The 26,747-nt window shown below is 39.1% G+C and carries 28 protein-coding genes and 1 other RNA gene; 12 read left to right on the plus strand and 17 right to left on the minus strand.

Annotated features, from left to right (window positions below):
- Nucleotides 1–110 precede the first annotated feature (110 nt).
- From KTI79_RS07120 to KTI79_RS07135, 4 genes are all read right to left on the minus strand, one after another.
- On the minus strand, nucleotides 111–1,343 hold the full coding sequence (locus KTI79_RS07120; protein ID WP_032054870.1) for an FAD-dependent monooxygenase: 1,233 nt from the start codon (nucleotides 1,341–1,343) through the stop codon (nucleotides 111–113).
- Nucleotides 1,340–2,548, minus strand: a complete 1,209-nt coding sequence (gene ubiH / locus KTI79_RS07125) for a 2-octaprenyl-6-methoxyphenyl hydroxylase (protein WP_032054871.1) — start codon at nucleotides 2,546–2,548, stop codon at nucleotides 1,340–1,342. Before ubiH ends, KTI79_RS07120 begins: the two co-directional genes overlap by 4 nt.
- A 31-nt stretch (nucleotides 2,549–2,579) precedes the next feature.
- On the minus strand, nucleotides 2,580–3,902 hold the full coding sequence (gene pepP / locus KTI79_RS07130) for a Xaa-Pro aminopeptidase (protein ID WP_086375956.1): 1,323 nt from the start codon (nucleotides 3,900–3,902) through the stop codon (nucleotides 2,580–2,582).
- A 67-nt stretch (nucleotides 3,903–3,969) separates the two neighbouring features.
- Nucleotides 3,970–4,599, minus strand: coding sequence for a UPF0149 family protein (locus tag KTI79_RS07135; RefSeq protein WP_032054873.1), 630 nt, complete (start codon nucleotides 4,597–4,599; stop codon nucleotides 3,970–3,972).
- A 64-nt stretch (nucleotides 4,600–4,663) separates the two neighbouring features.
- On the opposite strand from KTI79_RS07135, the gene KTI79_RS07140 reads away from it, so the two are divergent.
- The 3 genes from KTI79_RS07140 to ssrS all read left to right on the plus strand — a co-directional run bounded on the left by KTI79_RS07140 (nucleotide 4,664) and on the right by ssrS (nucleotide 5,880).
- Nucleotides 4,664–5,224 carry a hypothetical protein gene (locus KTI79_RS07140; protein ID WP_032054874.1) on the plus strand — a complete coding sequence of 187 codons (561 nt, stop codon included), beginning with the start codon at nucleotides 4,664–4,666 and terminating at the stop codon, nucleotides 5,222–5,224.
- Entirely contained in the window at nucleotides 5,221–5,505 is a 285-nt protein-coding gene (locus KTI79_RS07145) for a cell division protein ZapA (protein ID WP_262468320.1), read from the plus strand. The genes KTI79_RS07140 and KTI79_RS07145 overlap by 4 nt, the downstream gene beginning before the upstream one ends.
- 190 nt (nucleotides 5,506–5,695) lie before the next feature.
- Nucleotides 5,696–5,880, plus strand: a non-coding RNA gene (gene ssrS, locus KTI79_RS07150) — 6S RNA.
- Between the two features lie 141 nt (nucleotides 5,881–6,021).
- On the opposite strand, the gene KTI79_RS07155 is transcribed toward ssrS, so the two are convergent.
- The 3 genes from KTI79_RS07155 to KTI79_RS07165 all read right to left on the minus strand — a co-directional run bounded on the left by KTI79_RS07155 (nucleotide 6,022) and on the right by KTI79_RS07165 (nucleotide 7,006).
- Nucleotides 6,022–6,342 carry a hypothetical protein gene (locus KTI79_RS07155; protein ID WP_143225020.1) on the minus strand — a complete coding sequence of 107 codons (321 nt, stop codon included), beginning with the start codon at nucleotides 6,340–6,342 and terminating at the stop codon, nucleotides 6,022–6,024.
- A gap of 94 nt (nucleotides 6,343–6,436) precedes the next feature.
- A complete protein-coding gene (locus KTI79_RS07160; protein WP_079284308.1) occupies nucleotides 6,437–6,550 on the minus strand; it encodes a hypothetical protein in 114 nt (37 codons plus the stop codon).
- Between the two features lie 111 nt (nucleotides 6,551–6,661).
- On the minus strand, nucleotides 6,662–7,006 hold the full coding sequence (locus tag KTI79_RS07165; RefSeq protein WP_032054876.1) for a hypothetical protein: 345 nt from the start codon (nucleotides 7,004–7,006) through the stop codon (nucleotides 6,662–6,664).
- A 241-nt stretch (nucleotides 7,007–7,247) separates the two neighbouring features.
- On the opposite strand from KTI79_RS07165, the gene KTI79_RS07170 reads away from it, so the two are divergent.
- The 5 genes from KTI79_RS07170 to KTI79_RS07190 all read left to right on the plus strand — a co-directional run bounded on the left by KTI79_RS07170 (nucleotide 7,248) and on the right by KTI79_RS07190 (nucleotide 13,660).
- The gene (locus KTI79_RS07170) at nucleotides 7,248–7,832 is read left to right on the plus strand and encodes a 5-formyltetrahydrofolate cyclo-ligase (protein WP_032054877.1); all 585 of its coding nucleotides are present in this window, start codon (nucleotides 7,248–7,250) and stop codon (nucleotides 7,830–7,832) included.
- A 442-nt stretch (nucleotides 7,833–8,274) separates the two neighbouring features.
- Nucleotides 8,275–10,704, plus strand: coding sequence for an endopeptidase La (gene lon / locus KTI79_RS07175; RefSeq protein ID WP_032054878.1), 2,430 nt, complete (start codon nucleotides 8,275–8,277; stop codon nucleotides 10,702–10,704).
- A 309-nt stretch (nucleotides 10,705–11,013) separates the two neighbouring features.
- On the plus strand, nucleotides 11,014–11,493 hold the full coding sequence (gene rlmH, locus KTI79_RS07180; RefSeq protein ID WP_032054879.1) for a 23S rRNA (pseudouridine(1915)-N(3))-methyltransferase RlmH: 480 nt from the start codon (nucleotides 11,014–11,016) through the stop codon (nucleotides 11,491–11,493).
- A 112-nt stretch (nucleotides 11,494–11,605) separates the two neighbouring features.
- Nucleotides 11,606–12,382, plus strand: a complete 777-nt coding sequence (locus KTI79_RS07185; RefSeq protein WP_005075524.1) for a DODA-type extradiol aromatic ring-opening family dioxygenase — start codon at nucleotides 11,606–11,608, stop codon at nucleotides 12,380–12,382.
- A gap of 168 nt (nucleotides 12,383–12,550) precedes the next feature.
- Nucleotides 12,551–13,660 (plus strand): META and DUF4377 domain-containing protein, encoded by a 1,110-nt coding sequence (locus tag KTI79_RS07190; protein ID WP_032054880.1) that lies wholly within the window; start codon nucleotides 12,551–12,553, stop codon nucleotides 13,658–13,660.
- Nucleotides 13,661–13,714: 54 nt separating this feature from the next.
- On the opposite strand, the gene gdhA is transcribed toward KTI79_RS07190, so the two are convergent.
- Complete coding sequence (gene gdhA, locus KTI79_RS07195; RefSeq protein ID WP_079284309.1) at nucleotides 13,715–15,118, minus strand: NADP-specific glutamate dehydrogenase; 1,404 nt, start codon at nucleotides 15,116–15,118, stop codon at nucleotides 13,715–13,717.
- A gap of 272 nt (nucleotides 15,119–15,390) precedes the next feature.
- On the opposite strand from gdhA, the gene KTI79_RS07200 reads away from it, so the two are divergent.
- The gene (locus KTI79_RS07200; protein WP_032054882.1) at nucleotides 15,391–16,182 is read left to right on the plus strand and encodes an RnfABCDGE type electron transport complex subunit B; all 792 of its coding nucleotides are present in this window, start codon (nucleotides 15,391–15,393) and stop codon (nucleotides 16,180–16,182) included.
- Complete coding sequence (gene nth, locus KTI79_RS07205) at nucleotides 16,183–16,872, plus strand: endonuclease III (RefSeq protein WP_032054883.1); 690 nt, start codon at nucleotides 16,183–16,185, stop codon at nucleotides 16,870–16,872.
- 37 nt (nucleotides 16,873–16,909) lie between these two features.
- Here the strand turns inward: nth and KTI79_RS19185 are convergent, their stop codons facing one another.
- The 4 genes from KTI79_RS19185 to KTI79_RS07225 all read right to left on the minus strand — a co-directional run bounded on the left by KTI79_RS19185 (nucleotide 16,910) and on the right by KTI79_RS07225 (nucleotide 19,752).
- A complete protein-coding gene (locus KTI79_RS19185; protein WP_002117672.1) occupies nucleotides 16,910–17,047 on the minus strand; it encodes a hypothetical protein in 138 nt (45 codons plus the stop codon).
- Between the two features lie 71 nt (nucleotides 17,048–17,118).
- The gene (adk, locus tag KTI79_RS07215) at nucleotides 17,119–17,772 is read right to left on the minus strand and encodes an adenylate kinase (RefSeq protein ID WP_002117671.1); all 654 of its coding nucleotides are present in this window, start codon (nucleotides 17,770–17,772) and stop codon (nucleotides 17,119–17,121) included.
- 86 nt (nucleotides 17,773–17,858) lie between these two features.
- A complete protein-coding gene (locus tag KTI79_RS07220) occupies nucleotides 17,859–19,172 on the minus strand; it encodes a hypothetical protein (protein WP_016141879.1) in 1,314 nt (437 codons plus the stop codon).
- Nucleotides 19,173–19,233: 61 nt separating this feature from the next.
- Nucleotides 19,234–19,752 carry a hypothetical protein gene (locus KTI79_RS07225; protein WP_032054884.1) on the minus strand — a complete coding sequence of 173 codons (519 nt, stop codon included), beginning with the start codon at nucleotides 19,750–19,752 and terminating at the stop codon, nucleotides 19,234–19,236.
- Nucleotides 19,753–19,987: 235 nt separating this feature from the next.
- On the opposite strand from KTI79_RS07225, the gene mrdA reads away from it, so the two are divergent.
- Both mrdA and rsmD read left to right on the plus strand, forming a co-directional pair.
- Entirely contained in the window at nucleotides 19,988–22,006 is a 2,019-nt protein-coding gene (gene mrdA, locus KTI79_RS07230; protein WP_032054885.1) for a penicillin-binding protein 2, read from the plus strand.
- Nucleotides 22,006–22,557, plus strand: coding sequence for a 16S rRNA (guanine(966)-N(2))-methyltransferase RsmD (gene rsmD / locus KTI79_RS07235; RefSeq protein ID WP_032054886.1), 552 nt, complete (start codon nucleotides 22,006–22,008; stop codon nucleotides 22,555–22,557). The genes mrdA and rsmD overlap by 1 nt, the downstream gene beginning before the upstream one ends.
- A 42-nt stretch (nucleotides 22,558–22,599) precedes the next feature.
- Here rsmD and KTI79_RS07240 read toward each other — a convergent pair whose 3' ends face one another.
- The 5 genes from KTI79_RS07240 to ureC all read right to left on the minus strand — a co-directional run bounded on the left by KTI79_RS07240 (nucleotide 22,600) and on the right by ureC (nucleotide 26,722).
- Nucleotides 22,600–23,169 carry a HupE/UreJ family protein gene (locus tag KTI79_RS07240; RefSeq protein WP_032054887.1) on the minus strand — a complete coding sequence of 190 codons (570 nt, stop codon included), beginning with the start codon at nucleotides 23,167–23,169 and terminating at the stop codon, nucleotides 22,600–22,602.
- A gap of 9 nt (nucleotides 23,170–23,178) precedes the next feature.
- Nucleotides 23,179–23,793 carry an urease accessory protein UreG gene (gene ureG / locus KTI79_RS07245; protein WP_002117800.1) on the minus strand — a complete coding sequence of 205 codons (615 nt, stop codon included), beginning with the start codon at nucleotides 23,791–23,793 and terminating at the stop codon, nucleotides 23,179–23,181.
- A gap of 23 nt (nucleotides 23,794–23,816) precedes the next feature.
- Nucleotides 23,817–24,482, minus strand: a complete 666-nt coding sequence (locus KTI79_RS07250) for an urease accessory protein UreF (RefSeq protein WP_032054888.1) — start codon at nucleotides 24,480–24,482, stop codon at nucleotides 23,817–23,819.
- Entirely contained in the window at nucleotides 24,469–24,951 is a 483-nt protein-coding gene (gene ureE / locus KTI79_RS07255; RefSeq protein ID WP_032054889.1) for an urease accessory protein UreE, read from the minus strand. Before ureE ends, KTI79_RS07250 begins: the two co-directional genes overlap by 14 nt.
- Nucleotides 24,952–25,021: 70 nt before the next feature.
- On the minus strand, nucleotides 25,022–26,722 hold the full coding sequence (gene ureC, locus KTI79_RS07260; protein ID WP_032054890.1) for an urease subunit alpha: 1,701 nt from the start codon (nucleotides 26,720–26,722) through the stop codon (nucleotides 25,022–25,024).
- Nucleotides 26,723–26,747: the final 25 nt, after the last annotated feature.

Below are 26,747 nucleotides of genomic sequence, written 5' to 3' on the forward strand. Positions count from 1 at the left end.
GTCAAATGTGTATCTTTTTCAACCCAATTGGTAATGATATATAAATGATTGCTTAAAAAATATCTACTGATATTTATTTAGACCAGTAGAGCATAAACTTCGTAATTATTTTAACGACTATACTGGGTGTTTTGTAAAGACCCTAAACCGTTTGCTTGTTGCATAAAACGCTCTTTTAAGAAGGAAATTCGCTCAACTTGCTTGAGTCCCACATTCCGGACCCAGATAAATGGAAATAGCTCACTACTTTCCAACCAGCCAATTGCCGACATGCTATGCATCATTGCATCATTTTGGCCTTTACGGCGATGCTCATAACGCAACAATGTCTGTTCATTTGCCCATACGCCACGCGCTAAGTCATGTAACAGTGCATCACAGAGTACAGCTGCATCTAAACAACCAATATTTACGCCTTGTCCAGCAAGTGGATGAATCACATGTACTGCATCCCCAATTAAAGCTAAACCAGCTTTCACATACTGTTTTGCAGCGCGCGCTTTGAGCGGGAATTGGGCTCTTGAACGTACATCTAATACTTCACCCAACATATGTTGGCTTTCACGAGTTAAAAGCTGCATAAACTCATGATCGGTTAAAGCAGAATATTCATCGGCATAATCATCAGGTAGTGTCCAGACAATAGACTGCCAGTAGCCATTTTCACTTTCTTCAAGACTAGCCATCGGTAAATAGGCTAAAGGCCCTGTAGGTAAGAAAATTTGACGAGCAACATGATTGTGGGGTTTAGATGTTTTAATGGCACAACTAATCGCTGCTTGCTTGTAATCTAATACGTCTAGATCAATAAAAGCCTGTTCTCGTACAAATGAATTGGCGCCATCAGCACCAATAAGCAGCTTAGTTTTAAGTGTCGTACCATCTGCCAATTGAATATGCCAACAACCCACACCCTGCTCAATACGAGTCACACGAACCTGAGTGCGATAATCTGTTAGTTGCTCAAGCATTTTTTGTTGAATAGCAACATTCAATACACTTGGCTCAACCATAGAACCCAAGGCCTGTTCTGTCATTGGTCTTTGTACGGACTCGTGACCAAAATTAATTTCACCATAGCCATTCAGATTCCACACTTGCATGCCTGTATATGGCATTTGACGTGCTAGATCATCCCAAACATTGACAGTTTTAAGTAAATGAATGGTCGCTTGGCTCAGTGCTAAAACACGCGGGTTCATCACACTTAGTGTTTTTTCAACATCCAGTACAGGAGCCGCATCAAGCACAGTAGGCTGTACACCACCTTGGGCAAGTAATAAAGCTGTTAAACCACCAACCAGCCCACCACCAACAATGACAACATCTAGTACTTCACTCATGCCTTTAACCCCATTGCATAGTTCGCTACCAATGGTTTAACACCTGGAATGACATCAAATGCAATTAATCCCGTATTACGAATTAATTTTAATAATGGATTTTGGTTACTAAAACCACGCACAACAGTGTCACAGAACTTAATTACTCGCTGTTGATCTGACAAACGAGCCTGTTCATAAGCCAGTAAATTATCAGGGTTGCCAATATCGTCAGAAGCGGTTAGCTGGTTTACTAAATAACGCACTAAAACATCCGCATCACGTAGGCATAGGTTAAAGCCCTGTCCTGCAACAGGATGGATTGTATGCGCTGCATTACCCATTAAAATAACGCGTCCGACAGCTTGTTTATGTGCGAGCACTTGTGAAAGCGGATAACTAAAGCGTTTGCCGGTTTTTTCAAATTTACCCGCTCGGTCACCGTAAGTTTGTTGTAACGCCCTTAAGAAATGCTGATCATTTTCATCGCCTAACCACTCACTTTCAGTGCCTTTTTTAACAGGCCATACCACTGAACGGCGATATTCGCCCGGTAAAGGCAATAAAGCTAAAGGACCTAATGCACTAAAACGCTCAAAACCGACTTGTTCATGGGGTTTTGAAGTCTGAACAGTAGTGACAATTGCAACCTGATCATAATCATGAACATCTACACCAACGCCGATAGCCTGACGACAGAAAGAGTCACGTCCATCTGCGGCAATTAATAGCTTTGACTCAAGTTTTAAAACTTCATCACCACGCTTGGCTTCAATATGTACTTGTTCAGTATCTTGAGTTAAAGCAGTAACCTGTACGCCATCAATCAGCTCAATCAAAGGCTGCTGACGTACTTGAGTCAATAAAACACGACCCAGCCAAGCATTTTCAATCACCTGTCCAAAGCTTTCGACTTTTTCTTGTTCTGCAATTAAGCGCGCCTTACCAAAACTGCCTTGTTCAGTAATGTGAACTTGTAGGATTGGAGTCGCGTGTTGCTGTAATGCATCCCATAACCCCAGCTTCTGATAAATCTGTACACTACGACGCGATAAAGCCGTATTACGCGCATCAAAACTGGAATGATAAGGGGCAACATTTTGATCATCATAGTTTGGGTATTTCACAGCTTCTAACAGCTTTACTGCAATATTAGCCTTCGCCAGCATGAGCGAAAGGCTAAGTCCAACCATTCCCCCACCTACAATAATCACTTGTTGTTGCATCGAGTTGTGCTCCTTTGGCGAATACGTTTAATTATGATTTAGCTTGCGCCATTAAATGTTCAATATCTGCAATATTTTTAACCACATCAGCAGTTAAAACTCGTGGTCCTTTCGAGGTTGCGACCACATCATCTTCAATACGAATACCAATACCACGCCATTTTTTATCTACAGTTTCATCATCTGGTGCAATGTATAGGCCGGGTTCAACGGTAACGACCATACCTTCTTCATATTGACGCCAGTCTTCACCTTTTTTGTAAGATCCGACATCATGTACATCCATACCTAACCAATGGCCTGTACCATGCATATAAAACTGACGGTATGCTTCGGTTTCGATAAGTTCGTTAATATCACCTTTGAGCAAACCTAACTCAATTAGGCCTTCGGTTAAAATTTTAACGGCTACTTCATGAGGCTCACGGTACGAATTACCAATGCGTACTGCATCAATCGCCGCATATTGAGAAGCCAATACAACTTCATATAATGCTTTTTGCTCAGCACTAAACTTACCATTGACCGGAAAAGTACGGGTAATATCTGACGCATAGAACTCATATTCGCATGCAGCGTCAATTAAGACTAAATCACCGTCTTTAAGAGGTTGGTTATTTTCAACGTAGTGTAAAATGCAGGCATTAGCCCCACCACCAACAATACTGTTATAAGATGGGACACAGCCGTTTTGCCCAAATATATAATTGAGCTCGGCTTCTAGTGCATATTCCATCATACCTGGACGCACCATTTGCATCGCACGAGTATGTGCCTGAGCACTAATTTTTGAAGCAGTTTGCATCAGCTCAAGTTCTTGTGGTGACTTGATTAAACGCATTTCATCAACAATACGGTCGAGCTGTACCAGTTGAGCTGGAGCACCTTGATGTCGATGCTCAGCATCTGCTTTTTTAATCCACTGGCTCACTCTTGCATCAAACGCAGCATTTTGCCCAATCCGATAATAAAGGCGTTCTTTATTTAATAACTTTTCAATAATTTCTTCATCAAGCAGATCAATTGCATAGGCTTCATCTGCATCATAGTCTTCAATCGCGCCATCAATTCCGGCACGGTAACCATTCCAGATTTCCATCTCGCGGTTACGTTCACGACAAAAAAGACTATAACTATAGTCAGTTACATCCTCAAAGGTTTCAATAACTGCAACTGCTTCAGGCTCAGCAAAGCCCGTCAAATAGAAAAAGCTACTATCGGCACGGAATTTATAATCCGCATCACGATTACGGTACATCTCCTCACGCGTTGCAATAATTGCAATACTGTTAGGACCCATTTTTTTTGCTAAACGGTCTCTACGATGTTGAAAATCAGCTTGAGGCAATTTCATAATGATCTACTTGATTTAGAATTTTAAAGTCAAAAAATAAAATACAACCAATAACACATCGCCTCAATTAGCTTGGGCGATGTGGTGTAAACATTTCAACAATATTCTGATCTGTACCTAGAGCAGCAGTTTTACTTTTTGCATGAAAGTTTTTCAATAAAGAACTTTCAGCTACAGTGATTTTTTTTCTACCAATCGACAAGCTTACAGGAATTAAGCGTACAAATTCATACAATTCTTCGTAGCTGCTTTCGCCTTCCTCATCATTGTCAGAATCTTCAAATTCGACTGCTGCAACATCTTGAAGGTGTTCAATCAATTCGCGCTCATCACCACGCACATGACCAGATGCTAAACCGAAACCTAACACAACACCCGCACACCAATCAGATAGTGCTTGCACACGCTCTTGAAGTAGATGTTCATCATCTGGAAGCATTGGTAAATAATCTAATTCATCTTCAGATAAAGCATGAACCACATCTTCTGCTTCGTCAGTTAAAAGCACTAAAGCATCTTCACTTAACTCTGGCACATTAAGGGTTGTTAAAATTTGTGACCATTCTTCACGCGTAGGCGCTTCTGTCACACAAACAATACCTGTTAACAGACCATGTAACTCACTAGGGCTTGAAATTTCTTCAATTCCTTCAAAATGAGCGTTCCAATCTGTCCAGCCTGAAATATCGTCTTGCATTCGTTTATCCAATCTCTATACTTTGTATATATTACCTTTGATTGCAATTCTGTGCGACCTCGTTATGTTAGAACAATTACAGCGGCTACAAGCGCATATTAGCGTTTTAAAAACACGCTTACATCATTTAGAGAGTGAACATGCGGCCCTCTCAGAAGCTAAAGAACTGGCTGAAACAGAGCATCACGCACAAGTTGTGCAAAAAAATAGTATTATCACTAAAAAACAAGAGGAAATTGAGGCGGTAACTGAGCAACTCACTCAGTTAAAAGGCCAATTTCAACAGTTGAATCAAGATGCTAACACACTTGCTGAACGTTATAGCCGATTAGAAAAGAGTACGACTGATTTAAAAAATCGTTTTCAGGAAATCCTTGCAGAACGAAATGAATTACGTGTTGCAAAAGAAAAGTTACAAGCCCACCAGCGTCAAACTCAGCAAGAGCTGCATGATTTACAACAAGATCGTGATCGTTTGTTACAAAAAAATGAGCTTGCCAAATCAAAAGTTGAAGCGATTATTCAACGTTTAGGAATTTTAGGCACCGCTCAAGATCAACATGCCCAAGAAATCCAGCAGCTTGCCCATCCTAATGCTGAAACTGGTGAGGAGACCCAATCATGAGTGAACAAGTCATGGTAGAGCTTAGGCTGATTGAGCAGACTTTTAGACTCGCTACTACCGCAGATAAAAAAGATGAACTTGAACGTGCAGCACAGCTTCTCAATGAGAAGTTTAATGACATGCGCCGTAATGCTCCACGTGTTGAGCACAATAAACTGGTCATTATGGTCGCTTTACAATTAACTCAAGAAGTGCTGAGCCTTAATAAATCTTTGCAGGAATACACTCACTGCGAACGTCTACTGCAAACAATTTTAGAAGAAGTTGAACAAGTGGTTTAATCAACTTCTATCAATACAAAAATGCCTTGTATTCTAAAACATAGATGCAAGGCATTTTTATTGAGAGTAAAACTCCAGTTGAATATTATTTTCTGTACTCTAATGTACAAAGCTTCATCAAACGCAAACTAAGTTTACAGTTCCATAAACTCAAGTGATTGCCATCAGGGTCAGATCGGTTATACTTAAGCTATCTCTGGGATGTTCGCCAGCGGGTCTATTCCCCTGCCGATACTTAAACTTATGGATTGCGTTCTGTATATTTAGAGTGTATGCCTACCTTCGAGTAGGAAACCCAGCAAGTATACGTCGCGTCCACCTTGAACTCATCGGGTTCAGGGTAACGACACATGCAGCGGCATCTTCGGAGCATTTATTTTTAATTAAATAATAAAATTCCAAAAATTTATTTCAATTAACTTTTCAATACAGACCTGTCGGTACGATCTTTTTCTCAAGCATTCAATAATGCATAACGTTATTATTTTAGAGATGAATGAATCTCTGCATTCAAAATTACTTTTCTTTTCTACTTAAGCATTCTTGATACCAAGCTGTTTGAAAATCTTCTATCGCTTTTCGTTTAAAGAAGCTGGTCTTGAATACTTTGGTTGAGTAAGCAGAAGTAATTAAATCTTGATAAAGTTGTTTTGCCTTTGGATCTTCAAGACTATTCGCTATATGCTGCAAGTCTTCAGATGGAACTTTTTGTTGATGCGCTTCCATGACAGTATAAGAAACTTTCTTCACCACATTACAAATTTCGAGGTCATTTACACTTTCATCGGCATAACAGCCAAAAGCTAAAAAACCAAGAAAAAATAATTTAAATTTCATACACCTACCTTATTTTTATAGCTTTAAATTAATTAGAGAATCTTATTAATAAAAAAAGAAATAGTGATTTAATCACTATTTCTTTGAAAGGGTTCTATGCGGGATTAATCACATAAAAATAAATAACAAGACCCACTAAAACAGTTGATGCAATTGTTAAGTAAGTTCCAACCGTATTAAAACTCTGTAAAAATTTTAAGATTTCCATATCTTGATCCCCAAACTATTATTTATTTAAGACAGAAGAAAATTTATCACAAGTCAATAATGCCAATCAATTCACACTTATCAGATTTTTTGAGATAAAAAACAATTAAATTTATTGATTACATCTAATTCCAAAAGCATCCTTATAGTAGTCAGTTGCACTTTTTAGATCAGATAACAACTTTTCTTCAGTATAAGGTTTAGGCGAAATTTTTATTAAAGCGGGCATGTATTGAGTTTTATAGACCTCAGGATAGTCATGACATAAAATTTTGACCTTAACGTCTTGAGGTGTATTTGGGTTATCTAACTGGTCTAAAAACTCTCCGATTTTACGATCTGACTCTTCAAATTGAGCTTTATAATCAACTTCCGCTGCTTCAGGTTCTGCTTGTTTTGTGCAGCCACTAAGTAGCGTTAAAGTGCTGAGAGTAAGGGTTAGAATTTTTAACTTCATAGGCTTAGTAATGCTGCATCAATCTTTTAAATATACTTAACCTTATTAAATGTAAAGAAATACTGGTAATACGTAAAGAAATAGAAATTTTATCTTTAAATAAAATATATCAGAACACTTTATGATTATTAATCCAATGAATTTATGGTGCTTTTCTAATTACTCTTCTATTTCCATAAATCTGTCGAAAAATAGGTATAATTTTGCACGACTGATCTCTAATTTTCGTTAGATTTACCTCATGAATGAACTCAGCTTTATTAGAAAAAATTTAAGATCTAAAAGACGTTCTTTAACTTCATTTGAACAAAAACAAGCTCAGCTTGGTGTTCTTCATCATCTCAATACCCTTCCTATTTTTCATTCTTCAAAAAAAATTGGCTTATATTTACATGCCTTTGGTGAAGTTCACACAGAGCTTCTCATAGCCCTATGCTTTAAAAAGAATAAACAAGTTTATTTACCGATGATTTGTTCTATGAATCAAAAATTAGTTTGGGTAAAAATATCTAAAAACCAATATATAAATCGTCGGTTTTCACACCATCCATTAGGTATGAAAGAACCTATGGCAAGCAGAGCAAAGCATGTGGCTTCTCTTGATTTGTTACTCATGCCACTTTTAGCATGCGATCAATATGGTACGCGTATTGGTATGGGAGGTGGTTATTATGATCGTACCTTGGCTACAGCAAAACACCGGCCTTATCGTTTAGGGTTAGCTCATCAATTTCAATTTATCGAACATACTCTAGAACGCCAAAGTTGGGATCAACCCTTAGATGCTTTACTCACACCACAACGTGTTTATTATTTTAAAAGATAATATTTATGTGAAAATTAAAATTAGTCTTAATTTTTCGTGTTCCTAAAATCATAAAAGTAACCACCCTAAGGATGATTACTTTTACGTGACAGACCGCTTTACCAACTTATATTAGCACGCCTATTTAATGCTAAACACTGAATGAGTTTTGCATTATTGTTAATTAAATGCAGTTTATAAATCGCACAATAAAGTGGTTATTTTCCTATCATAATTTTTTTTGTTATATAAAAATTTATAATTATTAAGCTAAATTACTTATGATTTATACAAATTTTTATTCTTCTTAAGAATTAATCTATTGATTCATAACATTTTTAAAAAAAAGTTGACTAAATTAGTCCTTTTTTCCACATTTTCTCTAGTGAGGCCCTTGTAATTTTTAAAATACACATCACTATAAAAAACATGGCAACCTCGTTGTCACTCATTAGGAGTGCCCATGTCTGAACTTATTATGAATGAAAAAACTGACTTAGAGCCTCAGGTTCCAAGTGTATTACCACTTTTAGCGTTGCGTGATGTCGTGGTTTATCCACACATGCAAATTGCGTTATTCGTGGGTCGTGAAAAATCGATCAATGCAGTTGATGTGGCTCGTAACAGTGACAATTTAGTATTTGTAGTTGCGCAAAAAGATTCGCTTACAGAAGAAATTGATCACGATAACCTTTATCAGTACGGAACTGTCGCTAAGATTGTTCAAGTCGTAAATCATGAGAATGATGAAAACTGCATTAAAGTACTTATTGAAGGTTTACATCGCTCTAAACTTGAAAAGATTATCGATGAAGATAGCCATTTGACTGCTGAGCACAGCTTAAGTCCAATGACAATTAACGTCGATAAAGCTACTCAAGAAACTCGTTTGCAAGAGTTACGTACTTTATTTGCTCAATATGCTGAAGCAAAATTACGTAATGCACGTGAACTTGTTGCTGCGGCTAATAAAATTGAAGACTTGCTACAACTCATGTTCTTCGTAGCAACACGCGTGCCTCTAAATATTGAAATTAAACAGAAATTTTTAGAGTACGATGAGTTTGAAGCACATTTACAAGAGCTGATGAGCTACTTGGTAAATCAATCTGCAGAACAGCAAATTGAACAAACTTTGCATGACAGCGTAAAACGTCAAATGGAAAAAAACCAACGTGAATACTTTCTAAATGAAAAAATGAAAGTCATTCAACGTGAACTTTCTGACATGAATGGCGGTGCTGAAGATGACGTTGCTGAAATAGAGAAACGTCTTGCTGAGGCTGATTTACCTGAACACGTACGTAAAAAAGCTGAAGCTGAGTTCCGTAAGCTTAAAGCAATGCAACCAGCGTCTAGTGAAGCAGCTGTTGTACGTAACTATCTAGAAGTAATTTTAGATACGCCGTGGAATAAAGCGAGCAAAGTAAGTATTAACCTTGCGAAAGCACAGGAAATTCTCGATACCGATCACTACGGCTTAGATGACGTAAAAGATCGTATTGTTGAATACTTAGCTGTTCAGTCACGTGTTAAAAAACTCAAAGGTCCGATTCTATGTTTAGTAGGCCCTCCTGGTGTAGGTAAAACTTCACTTGGTGAGTCTGTCGCGAAAGCAACAGGTCGTGAATTTGTTCGTATGGCACTCGGTGGTGTACGTGACGAAGCTGAAATTCGTGGTCACCGTCGTACTTATATTGGTGCGATGCCAGGTAAAATCGTGCAATCTTTAACAAAAGTTGGCGTGAAGAACCCATTGTTCTTACTCGACGAAATTGACAAGATGGCGCAAGACTACCGTGGCGATCCTGCTTCTGCATTGCTTGAAGTATTAGATCCATCACAAAACAGTAAGTTCAACGATCACTATTTAGATCTTGATCTTGACCTATCTGAAGTGATGTTCATCTGTACTGCAAACAGCATGAATATTCCTGAGGCATTGCTTGACCGTATGGAAGTTATTCGTCTACCAGGTTATACCGAAGATGAAAAAGTTAACATTGCTGAACGTTACCTTGTTCCAAAAGCGATTAAGAACAATGGTCTGCGTGCAAAAGAGTTAACAATTCATGAAGAAGCAATTCGTGACATTGTGCAGCGCTATACGCGTGAAGCTGGTGTACGTAATTTAGAACGTGAAGTGTCTAAAATTGCACGTAAGGTAGTAAAAGAAGCAGTAAGTAAAAAGTCTAAAAACTTACAGCTTGATGTGACTTCTGCCAATCTTCCAGAATACTTAGGTCCACATAAGTTTGACTTTGGTATTGCAGAAGATGAAGCACAAGTGGGACGTGTAAATGGTCTAGCTTGGACATCTGTAGGTGGTGAGTTACTTACTATTGAAGTTGCAGCGGTTAAAGGTAAAGGTAAATTCATTACAACTGGTTCACTCGGTGATGTAATGAAAGAGTCTATTACTACAGCAATGACTTTAGTACGTACCCGTGCCGATGAGCTAGGTATTGAATCTTCTCGTTTTGAAGAAACTGATGTACACGTTCATTTACCAGAAGGTGCAACACCAAAAGATGGCCCATCTGCTGGTTTAGCGTTAACAACTGCCCTTGTATCAGCATTTACAGGTATTGCGATTCGTCCAGATATTGCAATGACGGGTGAAACAAGCTTAGGTGGTCGTGCAATGCGTATTGGTGGCTTAAAAGAAAAACTTCTTGCAGCACATCGCGGTGGAATCAAGCTCGTCTTCATTCCTCAAGACAACGTTCGTGACTTGGCAGAAATTCCTGCGAATGTTAAAGAAGGTTTGGAAATCAAAGCTGTGAAAAGTATTGATGACATCTTACCTTTAGCATTAGTTTCGATGCCAAAGCCTTTGCCTAAAACACCGATTGTAAAACCGGTGGAAGGTTCAAAAGCAGCACGTCACTAATTAAAAAATAAAAAAGAGAGAGCTTCGGCTCTCTTTTTTTTGTTACACAATTTGATTGAAAAATATCCAACCATCCTCATAATAGGTATTAAGAGTATTTAATTACTTTAAATATTCTTCGTTATCTCTTCTTTTATAGATAACCTTGTTTTTATTCTCTATGATCATCTGAACTCCAGACAGATGATCATTTGATCGCAGTCCAACACAGTTTTTTGGACTGCGTTTTTTATGCCTGTCTTTTAAGATCATCAGATGCTTTCATTCCTCAGGTATAATGCGCCAGCTGTTTTTGAATGAATAGATAATATGAAAATTCGTATTCTGACCATTGGTCAAAAAATGCCTGCTTGGGTTCTCACTGGTTTTGAAGATTATTTCAAACGTATTCAACCTTTTGTTCAAACCCAAGTCATTGAACTGCCTATGGCCAAACGTGGTAAAAATGATTCAGAAGCGGATATTTTAAAGTATTGTCAAATTGAAGGCGAAAGTATTTTAAATGCTTTAAAACCGAATGAAACCCTAATTGCTCTTGAAGTTGGTGGTCGGGAACTCAGCACAGAAAAATTAGCTAACACAATGAAGCAATGGATGCTTGAGGGTAACGATGTAGCTCTCGCGATTGGCGGCCCAGATGGTTTATCAGATCAAGTACGTAAAGCTGCCGCTTGGCATTGGTCACTTTCAAAACTTACGATGCCCCATCCTTTAGTACGTGTTTTATTAATCGAGCAACTATATCGGGCGATGAGTATTAATCACAATCATCCCTATCACCGTGCATAAAAGGAACAAACGTTTCATTTTAAGAACAATCCGTTGAAATCTGGATACTTTTAACATGTCCTGATTTTGGCATAATAACTATTATTCTGCTTTTCAAATCAGGTGTAATGAAATGGAACTACAAACACTTCCCGGACTGTTTATTTCCCATGGCTCGCCCATGCTTGCGCTTGATCCGGAACAAGTAGGACCAGCTCTACATCGTTTAGGTACAAATCTTCCTATACCTAAGGCAATCATTGTGATGTCTGCGCACTGGGAAAGTAAAGCACTTGAAGTGAGCATTTCGACTCGTCCTGAAACATGGCATGACTTCCGTGGATTTCCTAAAGAGTTATATGAAATTCGCTACAGTGCGCCTGGCGAACCAGCATTAGCAGAAGAAATCTTAAAACTATTGGCAGATGCTCATTTTGTTGCACATGCCAATAGTACACGTCCTCGTGATCATGGTGTATGGATGCCTTTATTGCATATGTACCCAGATGCAGACATTCCTGTAGTCGAAATTTCTTTGCCATCAAATTTAAGTGCACAAGAAATTTATCGTATAGGACAAACACTTGCCCCTTTACGTGACAAACAAATTTTACTCATTGGTTCGGGAAGTATTACTCATAATCTTGCAGAGTTATCTTGGCAAGGAGACAACTCTAAAGTTCCTGAATGGGCTTCAACTTTTAGAAATACTGTCGTTAATAAGCTTTCCCATCAAGATTATGATGGAGTTTTAGACTGGCAATCACTGCCGTTTGTGAAACGAAACCACCCTACGCTTGAACATTTTGCACCTTTGTTTTTTGCTATGGGTACTGGTAACCGTTTTACGATTGTTCACAGTAGCTTTACAATGGGTTCATTAGGAATGGATATCTATCGTTTTGATTAATTATTAACAAATACCCCGTTTTGCGGGGTATACCATTATTTTTGTTGAAAATTAGAATAATTTACAAACTTATACATTTTAAAAACCGAAACAATCAAATGTTTACATTTTCTTTTTTTAAGAATGTTTTAAGCTTATTACTGTTGTTTTTTTACTTGAAGTTTTTAAATGAAAATTAAATATTTAATTCTTGCGTTATTACCTTTTTCTTTGATGGCGTGTCAAACAGTTACTAATACTCCTGCTCCAATTTTTTCTGAGCAACAACAAAACCTTGCAGCCACTTTAGGTGAATATGCATGGACTTATCAAAATGTAAAAGCTTCTAAACCACTTATTCTTAACTTTAATGCAGATGGTAAATTAGCCATTAATACGGGCTGTAATGGCCAAGGCGGTACTTGGAAAGTTGAAGGCAACCAACTTGTTACTTCTAATCTTGTTTCAACGATGATGGCTTGCCAAGATGATTTAATGAAACAAGAACAATTGTCGAATAGCATCTTTAATGAAGCAAAATTACCAATTGAAATTAGCAACACTAATGGTCAGGTGATTTTAACGGTGACAGATAAAACTGGTCAAAAACATATTTTCCAAGGTCAAAAAGCAGTTAATACTCAAGCTTTAACAGACTACTCTTGGTCATATCAACCTGAAAATACTAAAAAACCAATCGTTCTTAACTTTACAAATGATCGTTTATCTATCGCAACAGGTTGTAACCGCCAAGGCACAACTTGGAAAGTTGAAAACAACACCATCGTAACAGCTGACGTAATGTCGACCATGATGGCGTGTGAACCTGCTTTAATGAAACAGGAACAATTTTCTAGCAGCCTCTTCCAAAAACGTGCAATTCCATTTGAACTCAATACTACAAATGTTGATCAACCAACACTGACTGTATCTGATGCTCAAGGCCAGAAATATACTTTCACAGGTAAAATGACACCTGAAGCGAAATATCAATCTGAAGGGAAAACGGTTTTCCTAGAAGTTGCTCCAGAAACTAAATCTTGTACTGGTGTTGCACCACAAACTTGCATGCAAGTTCGTGAAATTAAATATGACGAGAAAGGCGTTAAAACTTACGCAGACAAAAACTGGTCATTATATTACGGTCAAATCGAAGGTTTTGAACACAAACCAGACCAACGCGTAATTTTACGTGTAAAACGTTTTGAAGTGAAAAACCCAGCTGCAGACCAATCTAGTCAAGCAGATGTATTAGATATGGTTGTAGAACAAGAGTTAGTGAAAAAACCTAAAAAATAAGTTTTTAGACTAAAAAAATCCGATGCTTAAGCATCGGATTTTTTTATTTCTATATTAAAAAATACCTTGAGCAAGCATTGCATCAGCAACTTTTACAAAACCTGCAATATTGGCACCGTCTACATAGTTCACACTACCATCTTCTTTAGTACCGTATCTAACACAATTGGCATGAATATCTTTCATAATTGCATGTAAGCGTTCATCGACCTCAGCATGGGTCCAGCCTAAACGAATTGCATTTTGAGACATTTCTAAACCAGAAGTTGCCACACCACCCGCATTAGATGCTTTACCTGGTGCATACAAAATTTTCGCTTCGATAAAGTGTTCAACTGCTTCAAGTGTAGATGGCATATTAGCGCCTTCAGCTACACAAATGACACCATTTGCAATAAGCGTTTTAGCGTCTTCACCTGTTAATTCATTTTGTGTAGCACATGGCAAAGCAATATCAACAGGAATATGCCAAGGCGTTTTTCCTTCAAAATATTCAAAACCATGTTTAGAAGCAAACTCGGAAATACGACCACGCTTAACATTTTTCAGCTGCATGACTTCTACAAGCAACTCATCTGTAAAACCATTTTTTAAATAAACTGTGCCATTTGAGTCCGACAAAGTGACAACTTTTGCCCCCAAGAACATCGCTTTTTCTGCCGCATATTGTGCAACGTTACCAGAACCTGAAACAGAAACAGTTTTACCAGCAAAAGATTGTCCACGGGCTTTTAGCATTTCTTCTGCAAAATAAACCGTACCATAACCAGTTGCTTCAGGACGCATTAAGCTACCACCGAATGAAATTCCTTTACCGGTAAAGACACAAGCGGTGTCGTTACTCAGCTTTTTCATCATGCCTGCCATATAACCAACTTCACGTGCCCCCACGCCAATATCCCCAGCTGGAATATCCGTATTGGGTCCTAAATGGCGATAAAGCTCAATGATTAATGCCTGGCAGAAGCGCATAATTTCAGCATCAGATTTACCTTTAGGATCAAAATCTGAACCACCTTTTCCCCCACCCATTGGTAAAGTCGTCAGTGAGTTTTTAAAAGTCTGCTCAAAACCTAAAAATTTTAAAATTGATAGATTGACCGATGGATGGAAACGCATTCCACCTTTGAATGGACCAATTGCTGAATTGTATTGAACGCGAAAAGCACGGTTAACTTGTGTCTGGCCTTGATCATCCATCCATGAAACACGGAATTGAATCACACGCTCAGGTTCAACCAAACGTTCTAGCAATCCCTGCTCTGCATATTCCGGATTTTTTTCAATGAATGGCCACAAACTCGTCATGACTTCTTCGACAGCTTGTAAGAACTCAGGTTGATGCGGATCACGCGCTTGCACGTAATTCAGGAATTCATTCAGGTTGTTGTATTTCAATGCACGGTCCTCAGCATAGTAATGAATTAAATTGGTGCAATACATTTTTAAATGCATCATTTAGCAGCAAAATATTAAATCCCTTTCCATCAATTTTAACAATACTTATTTTAAATTATTTTATTTACCTTAATTATCAAAAAGTTATTTTTAGAAAAATTACTTAAAAATAAGAAATATTAATTTATCTTTTCATTTTTATTGATCTATTATTGTGCAATATTGGCTACATTTTAGGTCAATCAAAAAGCCAATAAATTCGTTAAAATCCATTGACCTTACTTAGGTTTTTCTTCATTATCGCATCGTTTTAACCAAGCTATTTGCCCACTATGAATTCATCTATTTCTCTCATACGCGAGATTGATGCGTTATTACCACAGACTCAGTGTGGTTTATGTGGACATCGTGATGGATGTCTACCCTACGCAAAGTCGATTGCTGAAGGTGAAGAAGCAAATAAATGTGTTCCAGGTGGTCAGCCTGTAGCCGATGCACTCGCAAATCTATTAAATCGTCCTGTATTAACCGCTGAAACTAGCGTATGGCCTGTACAGGCCGATGGGCGTCCTCAGCGAATGAAAGCGATTATTCGGGAAGATGAATGTATTGGTTGCACCAAATGTATTAGTGCTTGCCCTGTAGATGCTATTATCGGAAGTGGTAAGCTCATGCATACCATCTTGACTGACTTATGTACGGGTTGTGAGCTATGTATTCCACCTTGTCCAGTAGATTGCATTGATTTAGTCGAAGACACGCAAGCATTACCAAATGAGCAACAGCGTATTGCTGAACAAAATGATTTAAGACAACGTTATTACGCTCACATTCAGCGCGAAGAAAAGCGTCGTACTCACCGTAAAGGGCCTGTAGTACGTGCTGAAATTGATACCCAACTGTTTGCCCAGTTCTCTCAGGCACTTGATGAAGTACCTTCAATTGAACTCATCGAGAAACCCAAAGAGGTTGTGTCAACTGATGCAAAAACTACAATTGAGTTAGCGAAAATTCGTACGCAAATTAAGAAACTGGAAAAACAGCTCAGTGTTCGTGAAGATGCTAAAAAGCGTCTTCAACTTGAAGAACTGCAACAGCAACTCATGCAAGTACAGGAGGTCTGAATGGCTGTCAAGAATATGACGAAAAAGCAGATTCAAATTTTCTTTGAACGTCTTCGTGAACAACGACCTTCACCTCAAACCGAATTAAAATATTCCTCTCCATTTGAACTACTTATTGCAGTTATGTTGTCAGCTCAAGCAACTGATGTAAGTGTTAATAAAGCAACTGATAAACTCTACCCTGTGGCGAATACAGCTGAAAAAATCTATAACTTAGGTGTAGATGGGTTAAAGGAATATATCAAGACAATTGGCCTTTACAACGCTAAAGCCGAAAATGTCATTAAGACCTGTAAGATTTTAATGGAACAATTTAACGGCGAAGTGCCAAGCAACAGAAAAGACTTGGAAGCTTTACCAGGTGTCGGGCGTAAAACAGCCAACGTGGTTTTAAATACGGCATTCGGACAACCAACTATGGCTGTCGATACCCATATTTTCCGAGTGGGTAATCGAACTGGCTTAGCCGTAGGTAAAAATGTTCTTGAGGTTGAGCACCGTTTAGTAAAGGTTATTCCTAAAGAATTTATTATAGATGCACACCACTGGCTGATATTACACGGTCGTTATTGTTGTATCGCCCGTAAACCTAAATGTGCAGAATGTGTTGTTGCAGATGTCTGTAACTGGCCTGATCGCTTTGAATTTGGCGCACAAAAGCAAATTGTCATTAAAAATATTGAAGCTTAAAAATATAGTTGGGTATAGGGATCATACCCAATCAAACTTACTTTAGACGCTTTTTCTCATTACGCTCTTCTTTTGCTTGTTTTTGAACCTGTCTTAGCATTTTATAGCTTTGAAAAGCCAAAAATATTACTAGTGCCAGACTCAGCAATACCACCAAAATCAATATGATTTTCATATTGTTCTCCTGCACTTAATGAAAGAAAAGAGCCCTCACAAAGAGGGCTCATTATCACAAACAATATTAAATTATTTGTCTAAGATGTTGAACAAATCTTTTTGTACATCTTCAATTGTACGCAAGCCATCAAGCTTGTCATAAGTTGGAGCATTTTCACCAGAAGCAGCACGACCTTGGTAGAAACCAACCAATTGCTCTGTTTCAGTGTGATAAGACGCTAAACGCTTACGGATTGTTTCTTCTTGGTCATCTGGACGTTGAACAAGGTCTTCACCAGTTTCATCATCTTTACCTTCCACTTTAGGTGGATTGTATACAGTGTGATAAACACGACCAGAAGCTGGATGCTGACGACGACCAGAAAGACGTTTTACAATTTCTTCATCAGGAACATCAATTTCAATCACGTGATCGATGCTAATCCCTTCTTTTTCCAGAGCTTCAGCTTGTGGAATAGTACGTGGGAAACCATCGAAAATGCAGCCATTTGCACAGTCAGGTTGAGCAATACGTTCTTTTACTAAACCGATAATAAGTTCATCTGAAACCAAACCACCAGATTCCATTACACTTTTAGCTTTTAGACCTAATTCAGTACCTTCACGAATCGCAGCACGGAGCATATCACCGGTTGAAATTTGTGGGACATTGTAGCGCTTACAGATCAACTGAGCCTGAGTCCCTTTGCCTGCTCCAGGTGGTCCGAGTAAAATAATGCGCATAAAAAACATCCTCATTTAAAACAATGAATATGAAGTCCGGCAGAAAAAGTCTCGTTAATCTTCAATAGATCCTGCCTGACATCGAATTATAAGAAAGCCACAAACAAATGTATTGTACCAGCAATAAATCCGGTTACCCCACCTAGTACAATAAGAATCCATTCATCCTCCTGAAATGCAGGACGTAATAAATTCTGAAATTCTTTTGGTGTTAGTTCACGAATACGCTCTTTAAACATTTGAAAAATCTTCTGTGCCCGGCTTGCGTTCAGTGCTGGGTCACATACGGGTCCCATCGTAATTTCAATTGAACGATCAATCAAGTCCGTCTTTAATCTTGCGTACTCTCTTGGCCCTAAAGAAAGCTGTAAAGAGGTGCGAACTAATGGTGTTTCCATGATTTCGTTAATATGACGCTTAACAATACGACGAGTTTTATCTTTACGCGGCCCGTACATCATTTCGGTCATAATTGATTTTAATGTAATCAGATCTTCTGTAACCACGCTAGAAAACACATCTGAGACTTCCTCTTGACGCTTCATAAAAGCGCCTTGGACATTATAGGTCCCAATTCGAAGAACTGGTACAATCCATGGAAACTTACGATCTTTTGTTAATCTAAAAATCTGTGGATAACGAATATAATGTGGCTCAATTGGGTTAAACACCATCCAGATTGCGATCCAGTTAGTTAAAAAGCCCCAAATCGCAGCCCAAAATGGTACTGTCCAGTGCCATGGTACTACAAACCAAACCACCATTTGGAAAATACCAAAGAACATGCCAATTAGTGCACTAATATGCCAAATAAAGTTAATTTCTTTTTGACCAACCTTTAAGAACATACGCACCATTAAACGGCGATCGCCTTCCATCTGGCTCACGACCATTTCACGCATGTTAACCAGTGACTCAACGTTCATGGTCAGCTCAGTCACTAATTCTTTTAACACCCCCGGCAATTGCTTATGTGCTTGAGCATAAATACGGCGTTTAATTGAATAAGGTAGATTTTCCCAAAGTACGGCATTACGATCAATCATGACTTCATCAATAAGATGTTCAAGCTCAAAACCAACTTGTTCACCAATAATGCGTGCCATATCTTCAGGATCCATTGCTTCTAAAAATTCACGCAATGAACCTAATTTAGATAAAGTGTTATCGGTAATAATCCCAGAGATACGTCCTGCTTTACGTGGCACGATACCTTGCCAGCCTACTGGCAATGGTCCTAAATGGAATCCCCAAAATTTAATTGGGTAAAATACCATTTTTAAAGCCATCCACACATGTGCCCATGTGACAAAAGCCGTTACGGGAATAATACTCAAAACGGCCCAAAAATCAGGTCTGTGTAAAAAGATCTGCCACAATCCACTGACGTACTCTAACATGTAAGACTCTCGTATTTATTTGTGCTCTGCTTATGGCGAGTTAAAGATAAACTGCTTTGTTTTATAAACCAAAACTTAGAGAATAAGAAAATTGAATTTGTGGTTTAGTATCTGCAGCAACATTTCCGTTCTGGTCAGTTAATTTTTCAGCCGCACCGATACCCACGCTAAAAGTGCTAATTCTTTCTGAATTTAACCACACATAGGCCAAATCAACACCCGCACCTAAACGGGATTTAAAATCACCATCAACCTCTTTACTATCAAGATGCCCAGCATAGAAACCGATATAGTAACCATTTTTGTCTGTGCCAGTAAGATAATAAGGATATCTAAAGCCAACTTGACCACCAGCGGTTTTGTCACCATTCAAAAATGCGCCGGCTTTCGCATAAGCAATCCCATACGGATTTACCCACTCACCGTTAAGATGTAATAATTTTTGAGTAACTCCGGCACCCACATTCCAAGTAGATGCTTTATGATCTGCTAATTTTGCTTCTGGAAGAAACGAGTAGTCTTGAGCATGGGCCCAATTACTTACCGTCAAAACTGCAAGTAAGGGATAAATTTTTCTCATTATTTTCTCCATTTTCCCTAATCGTATGGTGAGAACAACCCTATTCTATTGAATGAGAGACTTTAACAGAATTATTTTGCTTCTTATATACAAGTATCTACAATTTTGTTGTCTGCAAAGTCAAAAAGTATCTTATTAAAATGCAATGAAACTTTGAAAATTGTGCAATATTTTAAGCGCTCTTGCGTTAGAATAAGCAGCTATTTTTCCACCCTATGTCATTAAGTCGATCCTTATGAAACAGCACTTTCCTTTAAAAGATATCCAGCAAGAAAAGCGCATTTATCGAGGTCGTATCTTTTTTGCCGTAGGGATCGTGACCATCTGCTTATTAGTCTTAATTAGCCGATACGCTTATCTACAAATTTTTCACTACGACGAATTCTCGACTGCATCTGACAAAAACCGAATTCGCTTGCAGCCACTTCCGCCTGCTCGTGGTTATATCTATGACAGAAACGGTGTATTACTAGCAGATAACTATCCTGTTTTTACAGCAACTTTAAGTAAAACAGATGTAGAAGATGTTGATAGTGTCATTGAGCAATTACAACCTATTTTAGATTTAACACAAGAAGATATTGACCGTTTTAAAAGCCGTATAAAAACTGCCCGTAAAACTGAACGCGTCGCGATTAAACTTAATCTAACTGAAGCTAATATTGCTAAATTTAGTGAAGCCAAATATAAGTTTCCAGGTGTAAGAATCGAAACACAAATGACTCGCTATTATCCACACGGTGAATTATTTGCTCATGTGATTGGTTATGTCGGGCGTATCAACGATAAAGAATTAAAAAGTATTGATAAAGACTTATATGCTGGAACCAACCTTATTGGAAAGATTGGTGTAGAGAAAAGCTATGAAGATTTACTGCATGGTACACCAGGTTATGAATCTGTTGAAGCAGATGCACATAGTAATGTATTACGTCATTTAGGTCGTAAAGACCCTACTCGCGGTAATGATCTCTATTTATCTTTAGATTACGGTTTACAAGTTGTCGCATCTCAACAGCTTGCAGGACGTCGTGGGGCTATTGTCGCCATTGACCCTCGTACAGGCGAAATTCTAGCATTAGTGTCTAGCCCAAGCTTCAACCCTAATTTGTTTGTGACTGGAATTAGCCATACTGACTATAGTTCACTGCGTGATAATTTAGATCAACCACTCTATAACCGCGCTGTGCAAGGTGTATATCCGCCCGGTTCTACCATTAAACCAATGGAAGCTATGGGTGGTTTACACTACGGCATAGTGGACTGGTCAACAGCAATTTCTGACCCAGGTTATTTCCATCTACCAGGTGATTCACATAAATTCCGTGACTGGAAAAAATCTGGTCATGGCATCGTGAACATGCATAAAGCCATTATTATGTCATGTGATACCTATTTTTATATTCTTGCCCATCAAATGGGTATTGATCAAATGAACCAATGGATGCGTCAATTCGGGTTTGGTCAAAAAACAGGTGTCGACTTACCAAGTGAAAGTGAAGGTCTTTATCCAAATCCCGAATGGAAAATGCGTACGCGTAAAGCGAAATGGATGAAGGGCGAAACTATTTCAGTCAGTATTGGTCAAGGTGCTTTTACAGCCACTCCGATACAACTTGCCATGGCAACTGCGATTACGGCAAACCATGGTTCCCACGTTACTCCTCATGTTTTACGCGCAACTCATGGTGCAAAACCATTTACTGTGCGTAATGCACCTGACGGCAAAATTAACTTTAACGGAACCGATGAGGACTGGATTCAAATGCGCGATGCCATGATTGATGTAATTCAGTCTGGTACAGGCCGCGGTATTCGTACTCCTCTCTATCAAATTGCAGGAAAAACAGGAACAGCACAGGTTAAGAGTATTGCGCAAGGTAAACGTTATAACGAAGCAGCTTTGAGCGAACGTCAGCTTGACCATGGTTTATTCGTTGGATTTGCCCCTGCTGACAAACCTGAAATTGCAATTGCAGTCATTTGGGAAAATGGCCGTCATGGTGGTTCTGCTGCACAACTTGCACGACCTGTGTTTGATTATTGGCTATTAACGCGTAAGAAAAACCCGATTCGTCCAGCAAATCACCAAGTCAATGGTGGACTAATGACAGCAGGAATTAAACCTGGTGAACTTCCAAGCGGCGGTGAAAGTTCTGGTCCAGCATCGGCTACAACTACCGCCAACAAACCAGCAGCATCAACACCGCAAGCTGCTCCTGCTCGTCCTGCTACCAATGAGGTCGATGAATAATGAAAAATCAATTACGCATAATTGGCGGCGAATGGAAAAGACGAGTACTGCCTTTCGCCAGCATTGATGGTTTACGTCCAACTCCAGATCGAGTACGTGAAACTCTGTTTAACTGGCTCATGTGGGATATTCAAAATGCTCAAGTTCTCGACATCTGTACAGGTTCTGGTGCATTAGGTTTTGAGGCTCTGTCACGTGGTGCTGCATCTGTTTATATGATTGAACCCGATAAAACTCAGGCAAAATTTTTAAAAGATAATATTGAACTCTTAAAAGCTCAAAACTGTCATTTAATTAATGCAACTGCTCAACAAGCTTTACCGCGTTTAAAAGAACAATTTGACGTGGTTTTTTTAGATCCACCTTATAGTCTTGATTTATGGCAAGAGTTCTCCAACTTGGCCGAGCCACATATTAAAAAAAATGGATATATTTATGTTGAAGCTGACCGAGATTTATCCCAGCTTCAGCTTCCAGCCACATGGCAACAAGTTAAAACCACTAAAGCTGGTACAGTTCACGCGGGGCTTTACCAAAAAGTAAACAAATAAAAAAGGTAGCTTAAAGCTACCTTTTCCTTTGTAAAACTACAGTTAGCTTAAGCCAATCACTGCAACAACTGCTGCACAGGCACCAACAATTTTTTTGCCATAAGGCACATAGCGGGTAAGCACAGCACCCAAGATCAATCCACCAGAATAAATGAGTGCCATACCAGTAACCATACCAGTTACTAATGCAGCAATATGCCCTGCATGTGCTAACTCAACACCATGCGCTATGCCATGGAAGCTTGCAAGTAATGCCGCCGCTACAGGTAAAACCTTATTCGATTTTGTCCATAGGGCAATTGCTGTAATAACTAAAGAAGCAACAATGCCGTATTCAGCCATATTAACTAGTACCAAACCTTGAGCACCTACTAAAAAGCCTATAATTAAGGTAATACTTAAGGCAATAACTCCAGCAATTTTCCATTGCTTAGCTGCTGACCACAACAAGACACCGAAACCTAAGGCCATGACTAAATGGTCTAACCCTGTAAAGGGATGGATAAAGCCTGCCATAAAACCAGAATGTGCATGGTCATGTCCCGGATGGGCCATTGCAAGAGCCGGCAATAATGAAAGGAGCGCTACACTCCATTTTTTCATGAAGTCCATAATGTCTCCTTAAGCTTTAAACAGCCCTTGTTTCTCAATAAATTGGATAATTTCTTCAAGACCATCTTGTGTTTTCATGTTTGAAAATAAGAATGGCTTTTCTCCGCGCATGCGTTTCGCATCTTGGTCCATTACATCAAGGTTTGCACCTACCATTGGCGCAAGGTCAGTTTTATTAATAATGAGTAAATCTGACTTGGTAATACCCGGCCCACCTTTACGAGGAATTTTTTCACCACCAGCCACATCGATCACATATAAAGTTAGATCAGAAAGTTCAGGGCTAAATGTCGCTGCCAAATTATCACCACCACTTTCAATGATAATAAGTTCTAAGCCTTCGAATTTTTCACACAAATCATCAATTGCAGCCAAGTTAATTGAAGCATCTTCACGTATTGCTGTATGCGGACAACCACCTGTTTCAACACCTACAATACGATCTGGCGACATCGCTTCATTACGGGTTAAGAAGTTTGAATCTTCTTTGGTGTAAATATCATTTGTCACCACAGCCATATTGTATTTATTACGCAAGGCTAAACATAAATTAAGTGTAAGTGCTGTTTTACCCGAACCCACTGGTCCGCCAATTCCAACTCGTAATGGACTGCGTTCTGTCATGATTTTTATCCTTTTTTCTAAACTTAAGATCTGAATAACCGTGAATATTGTGTTTCGTGTTTCATGCTCAGCATGGCATAACGCGGTAAAGCACTGCTCAATTGCTCGTCATTAAGCTTCAAAGCTTTCTCTACCGCTTGTGGTACTAAACCATGCAAATGCCATAAAATTCTTTGACCGGCCATTTGCCCTAAAGGAACTGTTTTTACTGCTGCTAAAACCTGATTTTCTAAAACAGTAAAGGTATAAGCAGTAAGTACATCCATGTCGTTGAGTTCGAGTCGACCACAGAGCTGTGCATATACTGGCACGAAACCAAATTGCTTTTTAACCTCAACTGTTTTCTTTAAAACATCTTTAATCCATGCATTTAAAGAAAATGCCAGCTGTTGAGACTCTGCCAAAAGTTCTTTACTTTCTCGGCTGGCCTTATACAAATTTGCCCAACCCAAGAACTCTTCTGAGTCATCATGATGCTGCATGAGTCGCTTTAATACGGGCAACTCAAACCTCACCAACAACATCTCAAGCACTTCTTCAAAGTAAGCAATTGCCGAGGTTTCATCGTGTATTAGGCCAATATCAATGGCTGTTTCTACACCTTGCGAATAACAATACGCTCCAACTGGCAATGCAGTAGAAGACAATGTCAGCAGTTGCAGTAATTGCGCGGCACTATGAATGGACATGATGTAAAGCTTTGATTGGGCTTAAACGATGATCATGGCTATGCTGTGCATAGGCACCGCTTTCAGGTTCAAATGGATGATGAGTTTCTGAAACTGTAAGCCCTAACCCCTCCACCATTTCTGCAAGCACATGATCAGGCTCAAAATACAAAGCTGTAGGGGTCAACATTAATGGTACATGTCTATTCCCTAAGTGATAGGCAGCTTTAAGCAAATCAAAATCGGTTTGAGCAGTGACTTGCATTAATCGCTCAGGCTTAGCATCGACACGTAATACATCACCCTCTTGCGTTGCAATATATGAGCCACTACGCAAAATGCCAGTACGTGGCAAATCAGCACCAATATCGATGCCACTCGCTAAAGCAGCTCGAAAGCGGGATTTTTGGCGGGTATCAAAAGTCAGCTCAACCGTTTCAAATGCCTGATCAGGAGAAATATCTTCAAGTCGTTGGGTATAGATTTTCATTTAGCTTTTCTCTCCTTATTTATTTCTTTCATATCTAGAGTAATGAGGCAAATCATCTCTATAAAACTTATCAAAATAAGAAATAACGCTGAGCCATGGGTAATACATCAGCAGGTTCACACGTTAATAATTCACCATCAGCCCGCACCTCGTAAGTTTCAGGATGAACATGCATAACTGGACAATATGTGTTGTGTTTCATATCGCTTTTACTAATCTGACGTGTATTTTTACAAGGACTAATTAACTTTTTAAGATTTAGCTTCTCAGCAACTTTTTCATCAATTGCCACTTGAGATAAAAAGGTAATACAGGTGTTATGTACACCACGCGGATAGGCACCAAACATTGGGCGATAATGCACGGGTTGAGGTGTCGGAATTGAAGCATTAACGTCACCCATCGGTGCCGCTGCAATCATGCCACCTTTAATAATCATGGAAGGTTTTACACCAAAAAAAGCAGGCTTCCATAACACTAAATCAGCAAGTTTACCGACTTCAATCGAACCGATTTCATGACTTAAACCATGGGTAATGGCTGGGTTAATTGTATATTTGGCAATGTAGCGTTTAACGCGATTATTATCGTGAAACTCATTGTCATCCTCTAAAGGACCACGTTGAATTTTCATTTTATGAGCAGTTTGCCAAGTACGTATAATTACTTCACCCACACGGCCCATAGCCTGAGAGTCAGATGACATCATGGCAATTGCGCCTAAATCTTGCAAAATATCTTCGGCGGCAATGGTTTCACGGCGAATACGACTTTCAGCAAAAGCGATATCTTCAGCAATTGCCGGGTCTAAGTGATGGCAAACCATAAGCATATCTAAATGCTCATCAATGGTATTAATGGTGTACGGTCGGGTTGGATTAGTTGAAGACGGCAACACATTACTTTGTCCAATTGCCTTTAAAATATCAGGCGCATGCCCACCACCCGCACCTTCGGTATGGTACGTATGAATTGTACGATCTTTAAAAGCTGCTAGTGTTTCTTCTAAAAAACCACCTTCATTTAAAGTATCTGTATGAATAGCGACCTGCACATCAAACTCGTCTGCCACACTCAAGCAGTTATCAATAGCTGCCGGTGTTGAGCCCCAATCTTCATGTAGTTTTAACCCGATTACCCCAGCTTTAATTTGCTCACGAATTGGATCTGGCAAACTCAAATTACCCTTGCCTAACAGGCCAATATTCATAGGTAAATCATCAATGGCTTGCAACATGGTTGCAATATGCCAAGGCCCCGGAGTCACTGTCGTTGCCGAAGTACCTGCCGCAGGTCCTGTACCGCCACCGACCATTGTTGTTGTACCCGACATTAGCGCGGTTTCAACTTGCTGAGGACAAATCCAGTGAATGTGAGTATCAATACCACCTGCCGTTAAAATTTGCCCTTCACCTGCAATCACTTCTGTTGCAGCACCTAAAGGAATGGTAATGTCCGGTTGAATATCAGGATTCCCAGCTTTTCCTATTTTCCAAATTCGGCCATTTTTTAAACCGACATCAGCTTTTACAATACCCCACCAATCCACAATCAAAGCATTAGTAATGACAGTGTCGGCAACTTCTTCGGCTAAAAGTTGAGATTGTCCCATTCCATCACGAATGACTTTGCCACCGCCAAATTTAACTTCTTCACCATAAGTCGTTAAATCTTGCTCAACCTCAATAAAAAGCTCTGTATCAGCCAAGCGAATACGATCACCAACCGTTGGACCAAACATCTCAGCATATGCACGACGTGACATTTTCATAACTTATTACTCATCTCTTTCATTA

Source organism: Acinetobacter sp. WU_MDCI_Abxd143, assembly GCF_025514195.1.
Classification (GTDB): Bacteria; Pseudomonadota; Gammaproteobacteria; order Pseudomonadales; family Moraxellaceae; genus Acinetobacter; species Acinetobacter pittii_H.